At 42.4% G+C, this 18,489-nt stretch carries 16 protein-coding genes; 2 read left to right on the top strand and 14 right to left on the bottom strand.

The window, feature by feature from the left end:
- Nucleotides 1–7 precede the first annotated feature (7 nt).
- From ispH to murJ, 6 genes are all read right to left on the bottom strand, one after another.
- A complete protein-coding gene (ispH, locus tag L1271_RS02065; RefSeq protein ID WP_010606669.1) occupies nt 8–937 on the bottom strand; it encodes a 4-hydroxy-3-methylbut-2-enyl diphosphate reductase in 930 nt (309 codons plus the stop codon).
- Nucleotides 937–1,377, bottom strand: coding sequence for an FKBP-type peptidyl-prolyl cis-trans isomerase (gene fkpB / locus L1271_RS02060; RefSeq protein ID WP_010370993.1), 441 nt, complete (start codon nt 1,375–1,377; stop codon nt 937–939). Before fkpB ends, ispH begins: the two co-directional genes overlap by 1 nt.
- On the bottom strand, nt 1,374–1,877 hold the full coding sequence (gene lspA / locus L1271_RS02055; protein WP_010370991.1) for a signal peptidase II: 504 nt from the start codon (nt 1,875–1,877) through the stop codon (nt 1,374–1,376). Before lspA ends, fkpB begins: the two co-directional genes overlap by 4 nt.
- A gap of 9 nt (nt 1,878–1,886) precedes the next feature.
- Nucleotides 1,887–4,715: an isoleucine--tRNA ligase gene (gene ileS / locus L1271_RS02050; protein ID WP_235366647.1), complete on the bottom strand. Its 2,829-nt coding sequence runs from the start codon at nt 4,713–4,715 to the stop codon at nt 1,887–1,889.
- Between the two features lie 21 nt (nt 4,716–4,736).
- The gene (gene ribF, locus L1271_RS02045; RefSeq protein WP_010370985.1) at nt 4,737–5,663 is read right to left on the bottom strand and encodes a bifunctional riboflavin kinase/FAD synthetase; all 927 of its coding nucleotides are present in this window, start codon (nt 5,661–5,663) and stop codon (nt 4,737–4,739) included.
- 67 nt (nt 5,664–5,730) lie between these two features.
- Nucleotides 5,731–7,293, bottom strand: a complete 1,563-nt coding sequence (murJ, locus tag L1271_RS02040) for a murein biosynthesis integral membrane protein MurJ (RefSeq protein ID WP_082083474.1) — start codon at nt 7,291–7,293, stop codon at nt 5,731–5,733.
- A 430-nt stretch (nt 7,294–7,723) separates the two neighbouring features.
- Here murJ and rpsT point away from each other — a divergent pair, with 430 nt between their 5' ends.
- On the top strand, nt 7,724–7,984 hold the full coding sequence (gene rpsT, locus L1271_RS02035; protein ID WP_010370978.1) for a 30S ribosomal protein S20: 261 nt from the start codon (nt 7,724–7,726) through the stop codon (nt 7,982–7,984).
- Nucleotides 7,985–8,077: 93 nt separating this feature from the next.
- Here the strand turns inward: rpsT and L1271_RS02030 are convergent, their stop codons facing one another.
- A complete protein-coding gene (locus L1271_RS02030; protein ID WP_010370975.1) occupies nt 8,078–8,461 on the bottom strand; it encodes a response regulator in 384 nt (127 codons plus the stop codon).
- Nucleotides 8,462–8,553: 92 nt separating this feature from the next.
- On the opposite strand from L1271_RS02030, the gene L1271_RS02025 reads away from it, so the two are divergent.
- Nucleotides 8,554–9,039, top strand: a complete 486-nt coding sequence (locus L1271_RS02025; protein WP_102057192.1) for a hypothetical protein — start codon at nt 8,554–8,556, stop codon at nt 9,037–9,039.
- Nucleotides 9,040–9,136: 97 nt separating this feature from the next.
- Here the strand turns inward: L1271_RS02025 and L1271_RS02020 are convergent, their stop codons facing one another.
- The 7 genes from L1271_RS02020 to L1271_RS01990 all read right to left on the bottom strand — a co-directional run bounded on the left by L1271_RS02020 (nt 9,137) and on the right by L1271_RS01990 (nt 18,487).
- Nucleotides 9,137–12,214, bottom strand: coding sequence for an error-prone DNA polymerase (locus tag L1271_RS02020; protein WP_235366646.1), 3,078 nt, complete (start codon nt 12,212–12,214; stop codon nt 9,137–9,139).
- Nucleotides 12,214–13,611 (bottom strand): Y-family DNA polymerase, encoded by a 1,398-nt coding sequence (locus L1271_RS02015; RefSeq protein ID WP_235366645.1) that lies wholly within the window; start codon nt 13,609–13,611, stop codon nt 12,214–12,216. Before L1271_RS02015 ends, L1271_RS02020 begins: the two co-directional genes overlap by 1 nt.
- A 2-nt stretch (nt 13,612–13,613) precedes the next feature.
- Entirely contained in the window at nt 13,614–14,300 is a 687-nt protein-coding gene (gene imuA / locus L1271_RS02010) for a translesion DNA synthesis-associated protein ImuA (protein ID WP_174169974.1), read from the bottom strand.
- A 686-nt stretch (nt 14,301–14,986) separates the two neighbouring features.
- Nucleotides 14,987–16,081, bottom strand: a complete 1,095-nt coding sequence (locus L1271_RS02005; RefSeq protein ID WP_235366644.1) for a SidE phosphodiesterase domain-containing protein — start codon at nt 16,079–16,081, stop codon at nt 14,987–14,989.
- Between the two features lie 174 nt (nt 16,082–16,255).
- A complete protein-coding gene (locus L1271_RS02000) occupies nt 16,256–17,299 on the bottom strand; it encodes a hypothetical protein (protein ID WP_010606659.1) in 1,044 nt (347 codons plus the stop codon).
- On the bottom strand, nt 17,293–17,859 hold the full coding sequence (idi, locus tag L1271_RS01995) for an isopentenyl-diphosphate Delta-isomerase (protein ID WP_010606658.1): 567 nt from the start codon (nt 17,857–17,859) through the stop codon (nt 17,293–17,295). Before idi ends, L1271_RS02000 begins: the two co-directional genes overlap by 7 nt.
- Nucleotides 17,852–18,487, bottom strand: a complete 636-nt coding sequence (locus L1271_RS01990) for a sulfotransferase family 2 domain-containing protein (RefSeq protein WP_102057198.1) — start codon at nt 18,485–18,487, stop codon at nt 17,852–17,854. The genes idi and L1271_RS01990 overlap by 8 nt, the downstream gene beginning before the upstream one ends.
- Nucleotides 18,488–18,489 lie beyond the last annotated feature (2 nt).

The following is an 18,489-nucleotide window of genomic DNA, read 5'->3' as shown; positions in this document are numbered from 1 at the left end:
AACTCTCTTATCTGAGTTCTACAGGTACGGCAAACACGACATTTTCTTCTTGTCCTGGGTTCTCAACTACCGTTTTCCCACCAAGTTCTTTAAGTCGAGAGATAACCTGTTGAACCAACACTTCAGGTGCAGATGCGCCGGCAGTTACACCTACCTTTGCAACCCCATCGAACCAAGTTTCTTCGATGGAAGAGGCATCATCGATAAGAAATGCTTTAGTTCCCATTTTATCCGCAAGTTCTCTTAAACGGTTAGAGTTAGAACTATTTTTCGCACCCACCACAAGCAATAAATCAACTTTGTCCGCTAAGTCGCGAACCGCATCTTGGCGGTTTTGCGTAGCATAGCAGATATCATCTTTTCGAGGACCACTGATGTTCGGAAACTTGCTACGCAGTGCGTCAATTACATCCGCAGTGTCATCTACCGATAATGTTGTTTGACTGCAATAGAACACATTGTCAGCATCTTTCACTTCGAGTGCTGCTACATCCTCTGGTTTTTCAACGAGATAAATACCACCATTCGGATTGTCATACTGACCCATAGTACCCTCAACTTCAGGGTGCCCATGGTGCCCAATCAAAATACACTCTGTACCTCTGCGGCTAGCACGCGTCACTTCCATATGCACCTTTGTCACTAACGGACAAGTTGCATCAAAGACTTTTAACTCTCGGCGCTTCGCTTCATTACGTACTTGCTGAGAAACACCATGCGCGCTGAAAATAACAATACTGTCGTCTGGCACTTCATTTAGCTCTTCAACGAATACCGCACCACGAGACTTCAGACCATCAACAACATATTTGTTATGAACAACTTCATGGCGAACGTAAATAGGCGCTTCGAAAATATCGAGTGCACGCTCAACAATGCTAATCGCTCTATCTACACCTGCACAGAATCCTCTCGGGTTTGCCAGCAAGATATCCATTAGTTATTTACCTCAAGAATTTCAACTTCAAACGTTACTTTTTGGCCTGCAAGCGGGTGATTGAAATCGACAGTTACCGAGTCGCCAGCTACTTCTCGGATCAATCCAGGTAAGTCAGTACCATCTGGTTGCGTAAATGCAATGATGCTACCTACTTGAGCGGGGGTTTCTGCGCCAAATTTGCTTCTATCAACATAGTAGATATTGTCAGGATTTGGTTGTCCAAACGCGTCTTCTGGCTCTAGCTCAAAAGATTTCTCATCGCCCGCTTTTAATCCAAGCAAACACTTTTCAAAATTTTCCGTCAGGCTGCCATCACCCATAAACAACTTAGCGGGTTTATTATGAACTTTGGTAGAATCTGCTGCTGAACCGTCTGATAACTTGATTGAAAAATGGAACAAGACTTCAGACTTTGCTCCAATTAGTTGCTCACTCACGCATTTTTCTCCTGTGGTTTATCGCCACTGGTAAAGGCATCGAAAATTAATAGGGCAGCACCGCCGACAATGGCCATGTCTGCGACATTAAACGCTGGATAGTGCCAATCCTGATAATAGAAATGTAGGAAGTCAATCACATAACCATGAATAATGCGGTCGTATAAATTTCCTACCGCACCACCTAATACCAGCGCATAAGCTAATCCCAACTTCCAATTTGATGCTGGCAATTTACGAAGCCAAAAAATCAATAAAGTGCTAATAGCAACGGCAATGCCACTTAAAAAGTAACGCTGCCAGCCACCAGCTTCACTTAAGAAGCTAAAAGCCGCACCATAGTTATGCATATAGGTGAGATTGAATATAGGCAAAATATCAATGGACTCATAGAGTTCCATTTCAGCCATAACCAGTGCTTTGGTGAAATAGTCTACTGCAAAAAGCAGTAGACTAAGCCACAACCACACCAGACCACTTTTCTGTGTAGTTTGTGTCACGTTTTACTCCTAGGCGAATTGACGCTGCTCGCCGTCACCTTCAACGTTACTAATACAACGGCCACAGATATCTGCATGTTGCTCATTCTTACCTACGTCGTCCGTATAGTGCCAACAACGATCACATTTTTTAGCCGATGTTGCCGCTACACTAATGTATAAACCATCAATTTCTGATGAAATTGCATTTTCTGGTTTGTTGTTGACTACTTCTACCGTTGCTTTCGAAGTTAGTAAAACGAAGCGCAATTCGTCGCCAATGGCATTGAGCTGCTCAGCTAAGTCACCGCCAGTATATAGCGTTACTTCAGCCTGTAGCGTCGCACCGATCACTTCTTCTTTACGTGCATTCTCGAGTACACGGTTTACTTCATCACGTACCGCAAGTAGGTTTTGCCAGTACTCGTTATTTAACGAGCCTTCTGTCGCCCCTTCAATTGCATCATACCAAGTATCCGTGAATACAAACTGGCCACGCTCACCTGGTAATACTTCCCAGATTTCTTGTGCAGTAAAGCTCATGATTGGCGCCATCCAACGTGTCATCGCTTCGGCGATATGATAAAGCGCTGATTGACAAGAACGACGGGCATGGCTATCACTTTTCGCCGTGTACTGACGGTCTTTAATCACGTCTAGATAGAACGAGCCCAATTCACCAGTACAGAAATTCATAAGCTTCTGTGTTACTTGAAGCATTTGATACTTGTCGTACGCTGTTTTGATCTCAGTTTGTAGCTGTGCAGCACGCGCAACAATCCAGCGATCTAGCTCAACCATATCTTCAATTGCTACTAAATTCGTTTTTGGATCAAAGCCGCTTAGGTTCGCAAGTAGATAACGACTTGTGTTACGAATACGACGATAACGGTCAGCTGAGCGCTTAAAGATTTCATCAGACACAGTCATTTCGGCCGTATAATCGGTAGAAGCTACCCATAAACGTAAAATATCTGCACCTAGTTTGTTCATGATGTCTTGCGGCGAGATCACGTTGCCTAATGACTTAGACATCTTGTGGCCTTTTTCATCGACCGTGAAGCCGTGCGTTAACACTTGCTTATAAGGTGCATGACCATTGATAGCAACTGAAGTCATCATTGATGACATAAACCAACCACGGTGCTGATCCGAGCCTTCAAGGTAAAGATCTGCAGGACCTGTTAAATCTTCGCGTGCATCAACAACACACGCATGCGTTACACCTGAGTCAAACCATACGTCTAGCGTATCTTGTACTTTTACGTACTGTTGAGCATCTGCTTCACTTAATAGCGCGCTAGGCTCTAAGTCGTACCACGCCTGAATACCCTTTTCTTCCACTAATTTAGCAACGGCTTCAATAAGGGCTTCCGTTTCAGGATGTAGGCTACCGGTGTCTTTATCGACAAATAATGCGATTGGTACACCCCAAGTACGCTGACGTGAAATACACCAGTCAGGGCGACCTTCAACCATGTTTGCGATGCGGCTTTCACCCCACTCTGGTAACCACTCTGTCTTTTTGATTTCATTCAGTGAATCAGCACGTAGGTTAGCCTGATCCATGCTGACGAACCATTGTGGCGTCGCACGGAAAATAATAGGAGTTTTGTGACGCCAGCAATGCGGATAACTATGCGTTAGCGCCTTATGACGGAACAATACGCCTTTCTCAGTTAATAACTCAATGATGCTGTCATTTGCTTTAAATACGTGCTGACCTGCAAAAATCGGTGTATCTGGTAGATAAACACCATTTGCACCAACAGGGTTTGCAACTTCTAGACCGTAAGCCTGACCCGCTGCAAAGTCTTCTTGACCGTGACCAGGTGCTGTGTGAACGATACCAGTACCTGAGTCTGTTGTTACATGCTCACCTAAAATAACAGGCACATCGAAATCTAAGAATGGGTGTGCAACGTGCAGATTCTCAAGTGCAGCGCCTTTCGTGTAACCTAGTACGTGGAAGTGCTTAAATCCAAAACGATCAACAGCGTCTTTTACTAATTCAGAACCAAGCACAATACGCTGCTCTTGACCTTCATCTTCGATTTGTACCAGCGCATACTCTAGCGCGCCGTGTACTGCCACAGCGCGGTTTGCTGGTAATGTCCAAGGCGTTGTAGTCCAAATTGCGGTACTTACTTCGCCCTTGCCTTCATGGCCTTCGGCCAAGCCAAACGCACCAATGATTGCCGCTTGATCAGCAAACACAAATTTTACGTCGATTGCTGGCGATTGTTTGTCTTGGTATTCAACTTCCGCTTCAGCAAGCGCTGAACCACAATCCGTACACCAGTGAACTGGCTTTGCACCTTTGTGCAGGTGACCATTTTTGATGATACGACCAAGCACACGAATAGCATTGGCTTCAAAATCAAAGTTCATGGTTAAGTATGGCTTATCCCAGTCACCTAACACACCAAGGCGTTTGAAATCTGTTTTTTGGCCATCAACTTGCTTTTTAGCATAGTCGCGGCACTTTTCACGGAATTCAGCAGCCGATACTTTCTTACCTGGTTTGCCTACTTTCTTTTCCACCTGTAGCTCAATTGGAAGACCATGACAGTCCCAACCAGGTACGTAAGGTGCATCAAAATCAGAAAGCGTTTTTGACTTAATAATAATATCTTTTAGGATTTTGTTTACTGAGTGACCTAGGTGAATATCACCATTTGCATACGGAGGACCGTCATGCAAAATAAATGGCTTTTTACCTTTTTTCGCAATGCGAATTTGACCGTATAGGTCTTCTTCATACCATTTTTTCAGCATCTTTGGTTCGCGTTGCGCCAAATTACCACGCATCGGAAACTCAGTTTCCGGTAGATTTAAAGTATGTTTGTAGTCGCTCATTTATCCTACTTTCCGTATCGGCTACGTTAAAGAAAAACACTGTTTTGCATTGCTAACATCACGACTGATTTGTTCTGTTAACTGCGACAATGTTTCGAATTTTTGCTCATCGCGAAGCTTTTCAATTAGCTCCACTTTCATAAACTGACCGTAGATGGTCTCATTAAAATTAAACAGATGCACCTCTAAAAGGGCTTTCGTTCCGTTTAAGGTTGGCTTAGTGCCAACATTCGCTACGCCATAATGTGTTTTGTGATTCACAGTCGCTTTGACCGCATACACACCGCGCACAGGGCTCACTTGGCGTTTTAAGGCAATATTTGCAGTATGGAAACCAAGCTCTCTGCCTTTCTTCCAACCGTGAATAACACGGCCCGAAATGGCATAGGTATGGCCCAACATATCATGTGCTTGACGCAAATCACCAGCTGCAAGTGCCGTGCGGATCAACGTGCTACTTACACGACAATCTTGCTTGCGAAAACTTGCCGTGTCTTTTACTTGCATACCTAGCGGTTCGCCCACTCGTTTTAGCATTGCAAAATCACCAGCACGTTCACGGCCAAAACGAAAGTCATCGCCGACCGTGAGCGCCTTGGTTCCAAGCTTTGTCACTAGGACTTCTTTGATAAATTGCTCTGCATCTTGCGAGGCAAACTTGCGATTAAAGTTGACGCAAATGACTCGCTCTATACCAAGCTCTTGCAACAGGACTAGTTTATCACGTAATCGCGTCAGCCTAGCCGGTGCTTTATCTTTGGCAAAAAACTCCAAGGGCTGCGGCTCAAATAACATCACTGTACTTGGAAGTTGATAGTGTTTTGCGTCGCTAATCAGCCCCTTCAAAACCTCTACATGTCCAAGATGAACCCCGTCAAAGTTTCCAATCGTCAACACACAACCAAAATGATGTGGTCGAATATTATGGATCCCTCGGATTAGTTGCATAGTGCCGTGCCTTTGTGCAGCAAATATCAAAGAGCCCGATTATACCCAAGTTGCTTAAAAATGCGAATCAAGCATCTCGGATTGTGCTCAATCTTACCCCTAGTATAAATAGTAAACTAAAATAGCTCACCATTGCGGTTACTAATAATCCGCAAAGTAATAGCACCTGCTCCATTAGTCCCCACTCTAGCCATTCAAAGCGTGCGCCGAGAAAGTATACGCATACAGCCATCACGACCGCTGAAACAAAGCATTTGGCAGTAAAACCAAGAGAAAATGCGCTTAGCTGATACACACCTTGATGTGACAGCTGACGATAAAGTAAAAACGCATTACAAGACGCTGATAATGAAGTTGCCAATGCAAGGCCTAGATAACCAATAAAAGGCGCTAAGATAAGATTGAAAACCATATTGAGTGCCATAGTAATAATACCAATTCGAACAGGCGTTTTAGTATCTTGTCTAGCGTAAAAACCCGGTGCAAGTACTTTAATCAACATAAAGCTTAATAAGCCAACGGAGTATGCGGCTACCCCTAAGCTTACCTTGTTTATATTGTCTGCATTTTGAGAAACAAACTCACCATGGCCAAATAATACAGAAATGATAAGTGGGCTTGTCACCATCAGCCCTAGCATCGCAGGTAACCCCAAGAAGATGACAAAACGGACACCCCAATCTAGAGTTTTCTGAAAATCTTCACTTTTTTCTCCTGCGTGTAATTTAGAAAGTGCAGGCAGTATCACGGTCGCAATACCGATACCAAATAGGCCGAGTGGAAATTCAATTAATCTGTCTGAATAATAAAGCCAAGCAATCGATCCCGTCACGAGAAAAGAGGCAATGACGGTATCCAGTAGTAAGTTAATTTGGCTAACAGAAACACCAAATAATGCTGGGATCATCAGAGTTCTTACTTTGGTTATTTCAGGGCTCCGCCATGCAAATTGAGGGCGACTCAAAACTTTTAAGCGCAACAAAAATGGGATCTGGAATAATAGTTGAACAATACCACCAATAAATACACCGAGTGCTAGAGCGTACGCACCTTGTGCAAATTTATCATGGAGAAAAATAGCGCAGCCAATAATCGACACGTTGAGTAAAACTGGCGTAAAGGCCGCTGCGGCAAAGCGATTATAAACATTCAGTACCGCCCCACTAAGTGCAACTAATGAAACAAAAAATAAGTAAGGAAAGGTGAGCTTTAATAGTGCGCTTGCAAGCACAAATTTTTCGGCATCTGCACCACCTTGCCACCAGTCGAGAAACCAGCTTGTACCAAATAATGCGGCGATCACAGGAGAGCCTATCACCCCTAAAATAGTAACAATAAGCAATACAGTCCCGAGTGTCCCAGCGGCTTGTGCAACGAATAACCTTACTCTATCGTCTCCATGCTTTTCTTTAATTTCTGAAAGTACAGGAACAAAGGCCTGAGCAAACGCGCCTTCTGCAAATAACCTACGCAAAAAATTAGGGATCCGGTTGGCGAATAAAAAGACATCGGCGGCCAATCCTGCGCCCAATAGGTTTGCCACGACAGCATCTCGAACGAGGCCCAGAACCCGCGAAATCATAGTCATGGCACTGACAATCATACCCGATTTAAATAACCCTTTTGCCACCACCTTAACTCCTAAATTCAGTGAATCGCGGCAGATTATGCCACAGTCGTTGTGCATTTAGCACTAGGCGTGCCCTGTCAGCTTTGATACAATACGCGCCATTAACCTTGGTAGGCCTGTTTCACCTTGTGAAATTTGACTGTTTACTTTGGTTCAGACCTGAGATTTTCAAGGCACTTTGTGAAGCTACGCTTTGCAAATTATTAGTGCAACTTGGGATATTACGGGTTTACTTGCCTGCTATAGAAGTAAAAATGTCGCATAGCAACGTTTTGATTTGTACAGGTTAAGAATTGAGAATAGCCCAAGTCGAGTCTTGGGTGTTGAACATTAGGCCGCGCTTGTTAATTTATATTGACTTTTGCGATTAAAACAGGCATATTCCTCGGCCTTTAAATTAAGCTTATTTTAAGATTGTTAGGAGCAAACCTTGGCTAACATCAAGTCTGCAAAAAAACGCGCTATCACTAGCGAAAAGCGTCGTAAGCACAACGCAAGCCGTCGTTCAATGATGCGTACATACTTCAAAAAAGTAATCGCTGCAATTGAAGCTGGTGATAAAGAAGCTGCAACTCAAGCATTCGCTGTTGCTGCACCTATCCTAGACCGTTACGCAACTAAAGGTCTAATCCACAAAAACAAAGCTGCTCGTCATAAGAGCCGTTTAGTTGCTAAGATCAAAGCACTTTAATTTGTTGCTGGATTGAAAAAACCGACATTATGTCGGTTTTTTTATGTCTGTAATTTATATACTTTGGTATCAAAAGATAAAATCAGTGCCGTTTTAAACCAATTCTAAATCTGGGTAAAACTTCTTCAGCATAGCCGCGATTTTCTTTGGCGAAAATGGCTTAACAACAAAACCTTTAGCACCGCGCTCAATCGCATCTTTAACATTGTCTACCGTTGAGTGTGCCGACACCATAACGACATTAATATTCGGGTTTATTTCATTTAGGGTTGCAATTAACTCTTTACCATCACCATCGGGCAGCTCAATATCTAAAAAGACAATATCAAAATGTTGCTCTTCACATGACTTTACGCATTGCGTTGCAGTGGAGGCTTCTCTCACATGATCAATGCCTAAGTGCATTAAGGTTTGATGTAAAAAGCTGCGAACTGTCCCTACATCATCGACGATTAAAATAGAGATGTTTTGATCCATAGTCCTTTCCCGTAGGCTGTAGTGTAAAAATAAGCTATTATACTTAGCATAGAAGCATTATAGAGACCTGCAACTAAAAGGCTACTTAAAGCATGGCAAAACCATCAAAAAAACAATCGCTTTTAGGTCAAGTACAGTCCAATCAAAAGAAACGCACTAGTACAACAAAAAACCGTCGACCATCGCCACAACAAATTGCAGCGATAAAGGCTCAACAAACCGCGCAAGCACGGCAAACAAATACACCTCAAACACAAGCAGCTACAGATAACGATAAACCCAAGGGTAAAGGTAAGTGGATAGTGTTTGCTGTGATTGGTGTTTTATTTATTATCCTGCCAAAACCACAACTGATTACTTATGAAAAATTAGGCCTTGTGGCTAGTAGTGTATATTGGTCTGGTCTTCCTGGTATAGATCCTGTGCTATTCGATTCAAACTTACATCCAAAGCCTGCGCTTGAGCGCAATACACTATATTTATGCCACGATTTGAAAAATCCTGACTCCTGTCAGAAGTACCAAATCGTTAAGCAAGAAGGGTTTATTGCAGCCATGATGAAGCTGCTCCAAGGCTAAAGCGAAAAAACAACGAAAATGCCTCTCTATTGGGGCATTTAAACCTTATACGCATATGTGAAACGCATTTACGAAAGGCCGAGCACCTCACAAGCAATTAATGAAAAGCGCGAGCCTTAATTGTCATCGCTGCTAGTAATTCACTTCTATCGATTAACCTACCAGCAATAACATGTACCACTTCCCCCTCTTTCTCTACTATACCCTTTATTTCTAATAGCTGTGCGCCCATATAGGCTTGCTTTTGTGCTCGAGCAGTACCAGACCACACAATTACATTGATGTTGCCTGTTTCATCTTCTAAAGTAAAAAAGGTCACGCCTTTTGCGGTACCCGGGGCTTGCTTTCCTGTCACCAGCCCTATCACTGTTACTAACGATTTATGCGGTCGATAAAGCAGTTCATTGGCCTTAACCGTTCGGTGTATAAGCTTTTCTTGCTCAAGTTGCTTGATTGGGTGAGTGCGTAAAGAAACCTTAGTGCTATTGTAATCTTCCTGTAAGTTTTCAAACTCTGTGGCGCTAAAGTGACTATATTGCGACTCTTTCTCTTCAATATCGCTGAATAGTGGCAAGGTTTTACTTTGATCTGCAAGTGACCACCTAGCCGCATAACGGCTATCTACAAAGTGATGTAAAGCATCCGCGGAAATCAGCTTTTCAATAGTGCTGTTAGTAATACCAGCTTGCTGTAACTGCACGATATTCCCAAACCCCTCTTGAGGTCTGCATTGTAATAATTGCAGTGCTTCTTCTTCACTTAACCCTTTTATAAGCCGAAGTCCTAAGCGGATCGCAAACGTTGCTTGTCTTGGCTCTTGTACGACTTGATGTTCGTAATCGGACTGGTTAACACAGATAGGTAAAATGCTAACCTCATGCCTTGATGCATCTTGCAACAGCTGTGAAGCCGAATAAAACCCCATTGGAAAGCTATTGAGTAGAGCGGTATAAAACATTGCGGGGTAGTAGTATTTCAACCACGCAGAGGCATAAGCCAACACTGCAAAAGAAGCTGAGTGACTTTCAGGAAAACCATATTCACCAAAGCCGCAGATCTGCTCAAAAATCCGCTCAGCAAATTGTGCTTCATAGCCCCGATCCAGCATGCCTCGAATAAGCTTTTCTCTAAACTGCATTAGCTCCCCGGTTTTTTTCCATGACGCCATGGCTCGGCGTAGGCTATCCGCTTCTCCTCCAGTGAACCCAGCAGCAACCATAGCCAGTTTTATCACTTGTTCTTGGAAAATAGGAACCCCCATTGTCCTCTCTAATACCGATTTAACCGCTTCGGATGGATAAGTCACTTGCTCTTCACCATCCCGTCGCTTTAAAAATGGATGCACCATATCCCCTTGAATAGGGCCGGGACGTACAATCGCTATTTGGATCACTAAGTCGTAGTAATTCGCGGGTTTCAGCCTTGGCAACATACTCATTTGTGCACGAGACTCTACTTGAAACACGCCAACACTATCCCCTTTTTGCAACATCTTATAGACCAAAGGGTCGTCTTGCATACGAGTCAATTGGGCAAGATCCAGATTTCGCTTCGTATGCGCTGCAATATAGCCAAAACACTTACGGATAGCGCTTAGCATACCCAAGGCCAAGATATCGACTTTGAGTAACTTAAGAGTTTCAAGGTCATCTTTATCCCATTGAATAATGGTGCGCTCTGGCATAGCTGCATTTTCTACGGGCACTAATTCATGTAATGGACTTTCTGAGATAACAAAACCACCAACATGCTGCGATAAATGCCTTGGAAACCCCATAATGTCATTAACCAACTGAATAAAATGCTGACCTTTTAATGAGTTTGGCTCTAACCCTAACTCCACTAATTGGGCCTGCCAGTTAAGCCCTTTATCACGGCGGTTGAGGTGCTCAATAAAGTACTCTATTTGCGCCATTTCAATGCCCAAGGCTTTGCCAACATCACGCATGGCACTTTTTAAACGATACGTGATCACCGTTGCAGCTAATGCTGCGCGTTTACGACCATATTTTTTGTAGATATATTGGATCACCTCTTCACGACGTTGGTGTTCAAAATCCACATCTATATCGGGTGGCTCATTACGCTCTTTACTAATAAAACGCTCGAACAATACACCCACTTGCCGAGGGTCAACCGCGGTTATCTCTAAGCAATAACAGACCACAGAGTTAGCGGCTGAGCCTCGCCCTTGGTATAAGATTTGATGCTGTTTGGCATACATCACAATGTCATGAATAGTGATAAAGAAAAACGGATAATCAAGCGCTTCGATAAGCGCTAGCTCTTTATCAATAATGGCTTCTATATCTGGCGGCACGCCATCAGGAAAGCGAACTTGTTTACCCTTTTCGACCAACGCGCGTAAATAAGTCATTGGAGTAAAACCTTTAGGCACTAACTCCTGAGGATATTGATAATGCAATGAGTCTAAATTAAATACACATCGCTTCGCGATATTGGCACTTTCTTCAAGAAAGGTAGGTGAAAACAACTTATTAAGCTTAGAGATAGATCTAAGTGCCGACTCGCTATTGCTAATCATTTTCTCAGGGATCTCGCTTATCACACGATTCTGTCGAATGGCTGTCAGTGTATGCTGTAGCGCAAGTCTAGACGAGCAGTGCATAAGCACCCCACCAACAGCGCAAATAGGTATTTGGTAAGCTTTTGACAGTTTTACACAATGGGTAAAATAATGTACATCTTTTGCACTCAAGTTACGTCGGTAGCCAATCCATATTCTATTATGGTGATATTTACACAGCCATTGCAATGATTGAACATCTTGACTGTTTCCCTTTGGCAACCATAACAATAAGACATGCTTAAGCGACATAATATCCCACTCACTAAGCTGATATTGTCCCTTCTCCGTTCGCTGGCGAGCATTACTGATCACTCGACATAACTCTGTATAAGCGAGCTGGCAAGGACAAAGAGCAACCAACTCAATATTGTTGTACTTCAGTAAACTCCCAACTATCAGTTTTATCTTGAGTTTATGATCACGAATATAAGCATGAGCACGGACAATACCAGCCAAAGAGCATTCGTCAGTAATAGCTATTGCGCTGTAACCTAAAAAATCTGCTTGTTTGACCAACTCTTCTGGTCGCGATGCGCCAGTCAAAAATGAAAAGTTGCTCTGGCAAAAAAGCTCGGCATAAGACATTAGCTAAATACTCCATGAATATACCAATGATTATTTTGCTCTCGAAATACCCATAACCGCTGCGCTTGTTCATTTTGTACAATAAAATAATCTCGCTGGACCGGCTCACCGTCCCACCACCCCGAAGCGATACGCTCTGGACCAGAAATAATATTGACTCTTTCACATAACGGCTGTGGCTTCGGAAATAGGATAGTAGGTCTTAATTTACTCTTGAGTGTCGTGAAACGTGGCTCGTGGCTATAAGTGCTGGCCTTTTCAGGACGAGGATCGCCTGTAAGTTGTAAACCTTGCACTGCCTGCTCACCGAGCTTAGCACATAGAATAGCCCGCAGTCCTTGCGCAGACATCGCACTTTGCTGCGTTGAGAAGAGATCTTTTATTGTGGCATGCTGCGCTTCTAGTGCATCAGCTTTGAGTGAAACACTTTGTACGGGTGCATCTAAGGTTATGGATTCTAGCTTGAGGTTTAACAAGCGCTGCCAATTTGCCGCCTTATATTCAGGCTCCGCGCTGTTTAATGTGATCTCTAAAGCCTCTTTATCTCGAAGTGCTAAGGTAAAATAAAGCGTTCGAGTTACTAAGTTACGTTGCTGTAGGAATAACGCTAAACGCGATAGCAAATGCTCGATTGGCTTTTCTAACCAAGCCATTACTTCGACTTCGTAAAGTAAAGGTGCAGTAAGCTCAAAGGTTTCCACAGGTTGGTAATAGTTAAGGGTTTCCTTTAGTTTTCCAAACAAGCAGCCTACATAATGTACGAGTTCAGTATCAAAACGTTTGGCCAGTTCACTGAGTGAAAACTGCTCTAACTGCGCCACGTTTTTAACTCCGGTGCGAGCAAGCAACTCAATCACTTGACTGTCTAGACTTGTACGTGTTAATCCTATCTTCCCCAAGTAATGACGCTTTTGGCACTGCGTTAACATAAGCGCATTGCAATGCTCTCGCGCTAAGAGCTTAGCCATTATTGTGGACTCACCCATGCCGTAATAATAACTCTTGCCAAGTTGCGCTAATTGTCCAGATATTACTTGCCAGTAACTTGGCAAATCATGATAGAGCGACAGCATAGAATCGACTTTAAGCACAAGGCCATTAGGTTCATCGATTACAATATCTGCACTTACTTGATAAAGCGTATTGGCAATTTCTAATAGCTGCTGTCTTTCTAGAAGGTCGTCGTAGGGCAAAACATGAAGCTGTGTACACAATGCACAAGCAGTCCCAAGGCCCATTCCTATTTTTATACCTCGCTGCTGCGCTGCATCATTGAGCTGCACTATCTGGTTTTTGCGGCCATCAATAATAACAACGGGTGTAACAAAATCACCGGAAACCGTTTGCTTTGTCATTCCCTCTAGTTGCAGCATAGGAAAATAGAGATATAACCACATAACTAGCTCGTTAAACGCCGCTCATAGCCTGTAAATGCAACTATATTATCGCTAACATGAGGTAGATTTGGCTTTTCAAGCTCTGGCCAATAGTGGGGGTTTTCTAGTTTAAGACTACGATGTGCCAAGTGCCCCTTGTGCTTCTTCACTATCACATCCAAGCCGCTGTGCTGTGCTTGTAAAGCCACTGAAAGCGTAAATGGTAGAGTTTGAGCGTACTGTGCTTGATGTAAAACAAATAACCTACAACCTCCCGTCTGTGCACCTAGCTGCAAACGCTTTACAGCGGCAATAGAAAGCGCTTCGTGCCAAAGTACAAGCGCACTACACGCACCACTTTTTACACACTGCTCCGCAGCCCACAGTGCTTCTTTTTCACTTGGTGGCTGCAATATCATAAATTCACTCAGGTCTAACGATAAATAATGCAATGCCGCGGCATGTATTTGTCCTGGTGGATTAATTAATACCTTCAAACGGTTATCATCCGCAAAGTGGGGCAATATCAACCTTAACTCCCCTATTCCCATTGCAGTTTTTACACCAATCACACCTTGTTGCGGCCAACCACCACACAGCACATCATCAAGTGCAGCAAAGCGAGTACTGACGACATCATGCTGCACGGCCTTTCCACGCCCACGCCAAAGCAAGTTTTTACGCTCAAGAAGATCTATATAATTCGCCATACATCACCAAACACTGTTTATACATACAGTATATTTAAATAAAAACAGATCGCAAGTAGATCGCTAGAAAAGAGACGAGTTAAAAAGTAACCATGGTTTACGCTTTAAGTTAATCGTGTTTTGCTTAGAGGATATGAGAGTTGCAATGAGTACGGCGCGTAGATAATCGTCTTAGGCCTAGTTATCTAAGACAAGAGCTAACCAACTGAGCCTGCCACTTTGCCACAACAGGCAAAGTTATGTCGACATTATTATAAGCTTATGTTGAAAAGTGAGCTGTTTGATTACGATGACAAAGGAAGGGCTAAAGTAAATGAGATTTTTGGATTTTTGGATTTTTGGATTTTTGGATTTTTGTAAAGGAAGCTCGCTTAGAAGAGGAAATGCAAGCTGGCCCAGTGGTCGGGATTCGAATCGAAGCGTCGAACCGCCGTAACCCCAGCGTGACAGGCCGTGCCCACTTCATATTGTTAATCGGGCTTAATAGGTACAACCCATAACTCATTGGTTTTATTTAATTTAATGCGCCAACACCGAATAAAAACTTTTATTTGATCACGAGTTTTGTAAAGTTTTATTTATCAGAGTTTGGAAGGCATAATATTACAGTTATCAATTATTATCTGAATTCGGGTATACTTACTGCGAAATTAAATTATCACTTATAACATTTGGCAAGTTTTTGACTAATATTTTTTCAATCGTTTAAATATTTTACGACTAGCTTTTACCAATTTTCCAACTTTTTTCTTTCTCGGTGAATATACTGGCAACGGTTTTGAATAGTCCAACACCACAGCTTGCGCCATTAAATCTAAATCATTGTTTTGCATATACCATTTCTTCTCAAAACGATAAAAACCCAAAACACCATTATTAACCAAATAGCAGTCAGTTAACTGTCTAAGTTCCCTGATTACTTGTGAGCCACCAGTACCTCCCTTATTCGCACTATTATGCATTAATTGTGTATTAGTATTAAGTAATTGAGCAGCAATAATACTATCTTTTTCACCATACAAACCAATTCTTTGTAAATCCAACATATGGGCCGCTGCCATTATATCACCCATCACATGAGGCTCAGCAAGATAATCACAAGCAGCAGTCAAAGCGTTGGCAAAATCATCTATTTGTAGTTGATCATCAAATAAACTTGAATATCGTGCAGCCTGACGAAAAAAGCCAACATCAGCACGGGCATAAGCTTGATAGTTTTCAGCAACATTCCCCTCACTTTCGCGTCCCGAGCGCTGAAATGCCCCCGTAAATTGCATTTGGCGGATAAACTTACACAGGTATGTTTGAGCCGCAACCAATTGAACAATATCTTGTCGGAACTCATCAGGGTACTTACCCACCAAGCGAATAATATCTCCAGACAAACGACCTTGGCGAATACCATGATCTAATGGATGATTAGGCCTAAAAACTTCTACACCATACGCTTTTATTTTGTCATTAGGTTTTAGCAAATAAGGCCGACCAAAATGAAACTTAATCAAATCCAGTAACGTTCGAACAAACTCCCATTCAGTCTTAGCTCTGCCCGTTTGTTCAGCGTAGAGTTTCATCTTCTGCAATTGTTCAGGGCTATAACGACTGGTAACGGTCACTGCATTGCGATCAGGCTCTATTGAATGGAACTCATACAAATAGCCAGAGCCGAATGTACGACGGAAAAACAGCTCAAAATCAGTCTTATTAATATTACCAATTTGTTCTGTCAATTGCGGATGAGCCTGCTCAATTAAATGCAACTCAAGTCGCGACCAATTCAATTGAGTACCTAAACGCTGTGTAAGCTGTTTAAGTAATCGACTCTGTTTGACTTGGACAACAGGGCCTCGCAGCCTATACCACCAGCTAAAAATAAATAGCGATACCAGCACAATAACCAATAACACAATGGATTGATTCTCGTTCATTACAATAATATCCATAGCAAATAAAACTTAAGTGGGCCGCCTTTTACCAGAATGACCATACCACCCAACTTGCCGAATTGGTTTTTTCAACCAATATCTTACAGTGATCTCGGCTAGAAACAGCCCATATAAACCATATAAGCAACGTTTTACCAAACGAGTTTTAGCAGTGCTATGATGGGATTTATCCATCAATTCTTTAAAAATAATCTGATTAAATGCGTATTTTGCAGAGCTTTCATCCACTCTAGATAACACAATAAAATTGCTCAGAACCAAACGACGCAAGCGTTTTAGATTAGACAAGGGTGTCGCCCCCGATTGAAACTCCCCCACAGCCTGCTCAACAATAGCAATTTTATTCATAGGTTCGGCATCAATAAAAATATTAGCGAATGTAAGATAGGTATCATCACTAATAACCCCTGAATCGAATTGGTGATCAATTTTATCTAATTTAAACGCTAAATATGCTTGCGGATATTTATTAACCTTATTATGTGAATTTCGGATGCTACTCCATAGGGTTTGGCCTTTTTGCTCAATCAACACCTTACGGCAGCCTGCAAGATGGCAATCATCCGACTTAATTTTGTCCACCAACATACCCAAGCTTCCAGAAGACACTTTAATATCATCGTCACACCAACAGAAAAACAATGAGCCAGCTTGACGTGCCAATTCCACAGCAGTATTTATCGCATCAATTTTATTTGGATAATCCATACTAATGAGTAATGTAGTTAGGCCTACAATCGACTTCGATGCCAATAACCCTTGCAACAATTCAATGTAAATATCACTTTCATGCTGATGAGCAGGATGATATTGTGCAGCCACGACCAGCTGCACATCTGAGCAAATTTTCTTTTCTAGCACCAACTCGACTTCTGCAAACAAACTTTCAAGCGTTTTATACAAATCAATAAGACTATCGCTAGTAAGTAAACAAGGCACTAAAACAGTTAACTGTGCAGACTCAGCAACTCCTCCCCACTCTATTTGATAACCATTTTTCGGCGCATCATATTGATAAACTTCACCAATGACACGTCTAATTGTGTTTAACATGGCGATAACTCACCGAATAATTGTTGTTTAATAGCCTCAAGATGATGAACTTGCAAATAAGCCCATTCCATCTTAAACCAAGGAGTCACTTGCTGTTCATTAGCAGCAATAAAATCGGCGACACCATCAATATCAATATACTGATATGCAGCCACTTCATCGGTATTTGGTTTTGGCAAATCATCGCAAATAGCCCAAAACACGTGACACAACTCATGCTCATGACCAACATCCAAATATTTAGCGCGATACAAGAACTTATACAAGTATTCCACTGATGCCTCTAAGCCTAGCTCCATTTGAACACGGCACTGAGCAGAATCTTTAATAGCAACACCCACTGACGGATGAGAACAACAAGAATTAGACCAACTTCCCGGCCAAAGTGGTTTTGGCGCAGCCCTTTGTTGCAATAACAACTGCCCTTGACGATTAAAAATAAACACCGAGTAAGCCCGATGTAATTGACCTTCACCCAAATGAGCCGCCAATTTACTCTGATGACCAATAACTTGATCATTTTCATCTACTAAAAGCAACTGAGGATTAATATCACTCATATTGATATTCTCCATAATCCTGAGTATAGAGGTTCTTGATAAACACACTCACACGCTCCTCAAGCTCAACTTGAGTATTTACTTTCGATTGATTGTGTATCACTCCGACATCAACACCAAGCGGCGTCAACTCCTTGGACAATTGTTCACTATCTTCCATCTTTACCACACGATAATTGTTATCATTCAAAGCCTCTCGAATTTCTTCAGGCAAAATCGCATATTGTGGAGTTAAGTGTTTAGTATGAGGATACAAATGAGGTAACATTTTTAAAGCAAAAACATCAAAACGCACCGCCCGCAATCCAGCCAAAATATCGGCTACTGTGGTTTCTAAACTAAGCTCCATTTGCATCATGGCCAACAACATATATTGGCAATTTTGAATTTGAATTTTGCCATTATCATTACGTCTACCAGCATCGATAATTTTATCTTTATAAAAAGAAACGACCCTATCCACCGGATTTCTAACCAGTTGCAATATAGGCCAACCTTCATCGAACAGCGCCTTAAATTGGGCCAAGTCAATCTCTTCAAGAGTTTGCGCGCACGTTAAGCTGGTATACATCACCTTTTTATTGGTCACCAACAATTGCCGTTGCTTTATACTTTTAAAAAAAGCCATCA

This window comes from Pseudoalteromonas sp. OF5H-5 (assembly GCF_021530695.1).
GTDB lineage: Bacteria > Pseudomonadota > Gammaproteobacteria > Enterobacterales > Alteromonadaceae > Pseudoalteromonas.
This window is presented reverse-complemented; position numbering and strand designations above follow the sequence as displayed.

Excerpts from the sequence above, each read along its gene's own strand:
- ispH (WP_010606669.1), bottom strand. The coding sequence starts at position 937 with ATGGATATCTTGCTGGCAAACCCGAGAGGATTCTGTGCAGGTGTAGAT.
- ileS (WP_235366647.1), bottom strand. The coding sequence starts at position 4,715 with ATGAGCGACTACAAACATACTTTAAATCTACCGGAAACTGAGTTTCCG.
- ribF (WP_010370985.1), bottom strand. The coding sequence starts at position 5,663 with ATGCAACTAATCCGAGGGATCCATAATATTCGACCACATCATTTTGGT.
- L1271_RS02030 (WP_010370975.1), bottom strand. The coding sequence starts at position 8,461 with ATGGATCAAAACATCTCTATTTTAATCGTCGATGATGTAGGGACAGTT.
- L1271_RS02025 (WP_102057192.1), top strand. The coding sequence starts at position 8,554 with ATGGCAAAACCATCAAAAAAACAATCGCTTTTAGGTCAAGTACAGTCC.
- L1271_RS02020 (WP_235366646.1), bottom strand. The coding sequence starts at position 12,214 with ATGTCTTATGCCGAGCTTTTTTGCCAGAGCAACTTTTCATTTTTGACT.
- L1271_RS02015 (WP_235366645.1), bottom strand. The coding sequence starts at position 13,611 with ATGTGGTTATATCTCTATTTTCCTATGCTGCAACTAGAGGGAATGACA.
- imuA (WP_174169974.1), bottom strand. The coding sequence starts at position 14,300 with ATGGCGAATTATATAGATCTTCTTGAGCGTAAAAACTTGCTTTGGCGT.
- L1271_RS02000 (WP_010606659.1), bottom strand. The coding sequence starts at position 17,299 with ATGTTAAACACAATTAGACGTGTCATTGGTGAAGTTTATCAATATGAT.
- idi (WP_010606658.1), bottom strand. The coding sequence starts at position 17,859 with ATGAGTGATATTAATCCTCAGTTGCTTTTAGTAGATGAAAATGATCAA.
- L1271_RS01990 (WP_102057198.1), bottom strand. The coding sequence starts at position 18,487 with ATGGCTTTTTTTAAAAGTATAAAGCAACGGCAATTGTTGGTGACCAAT.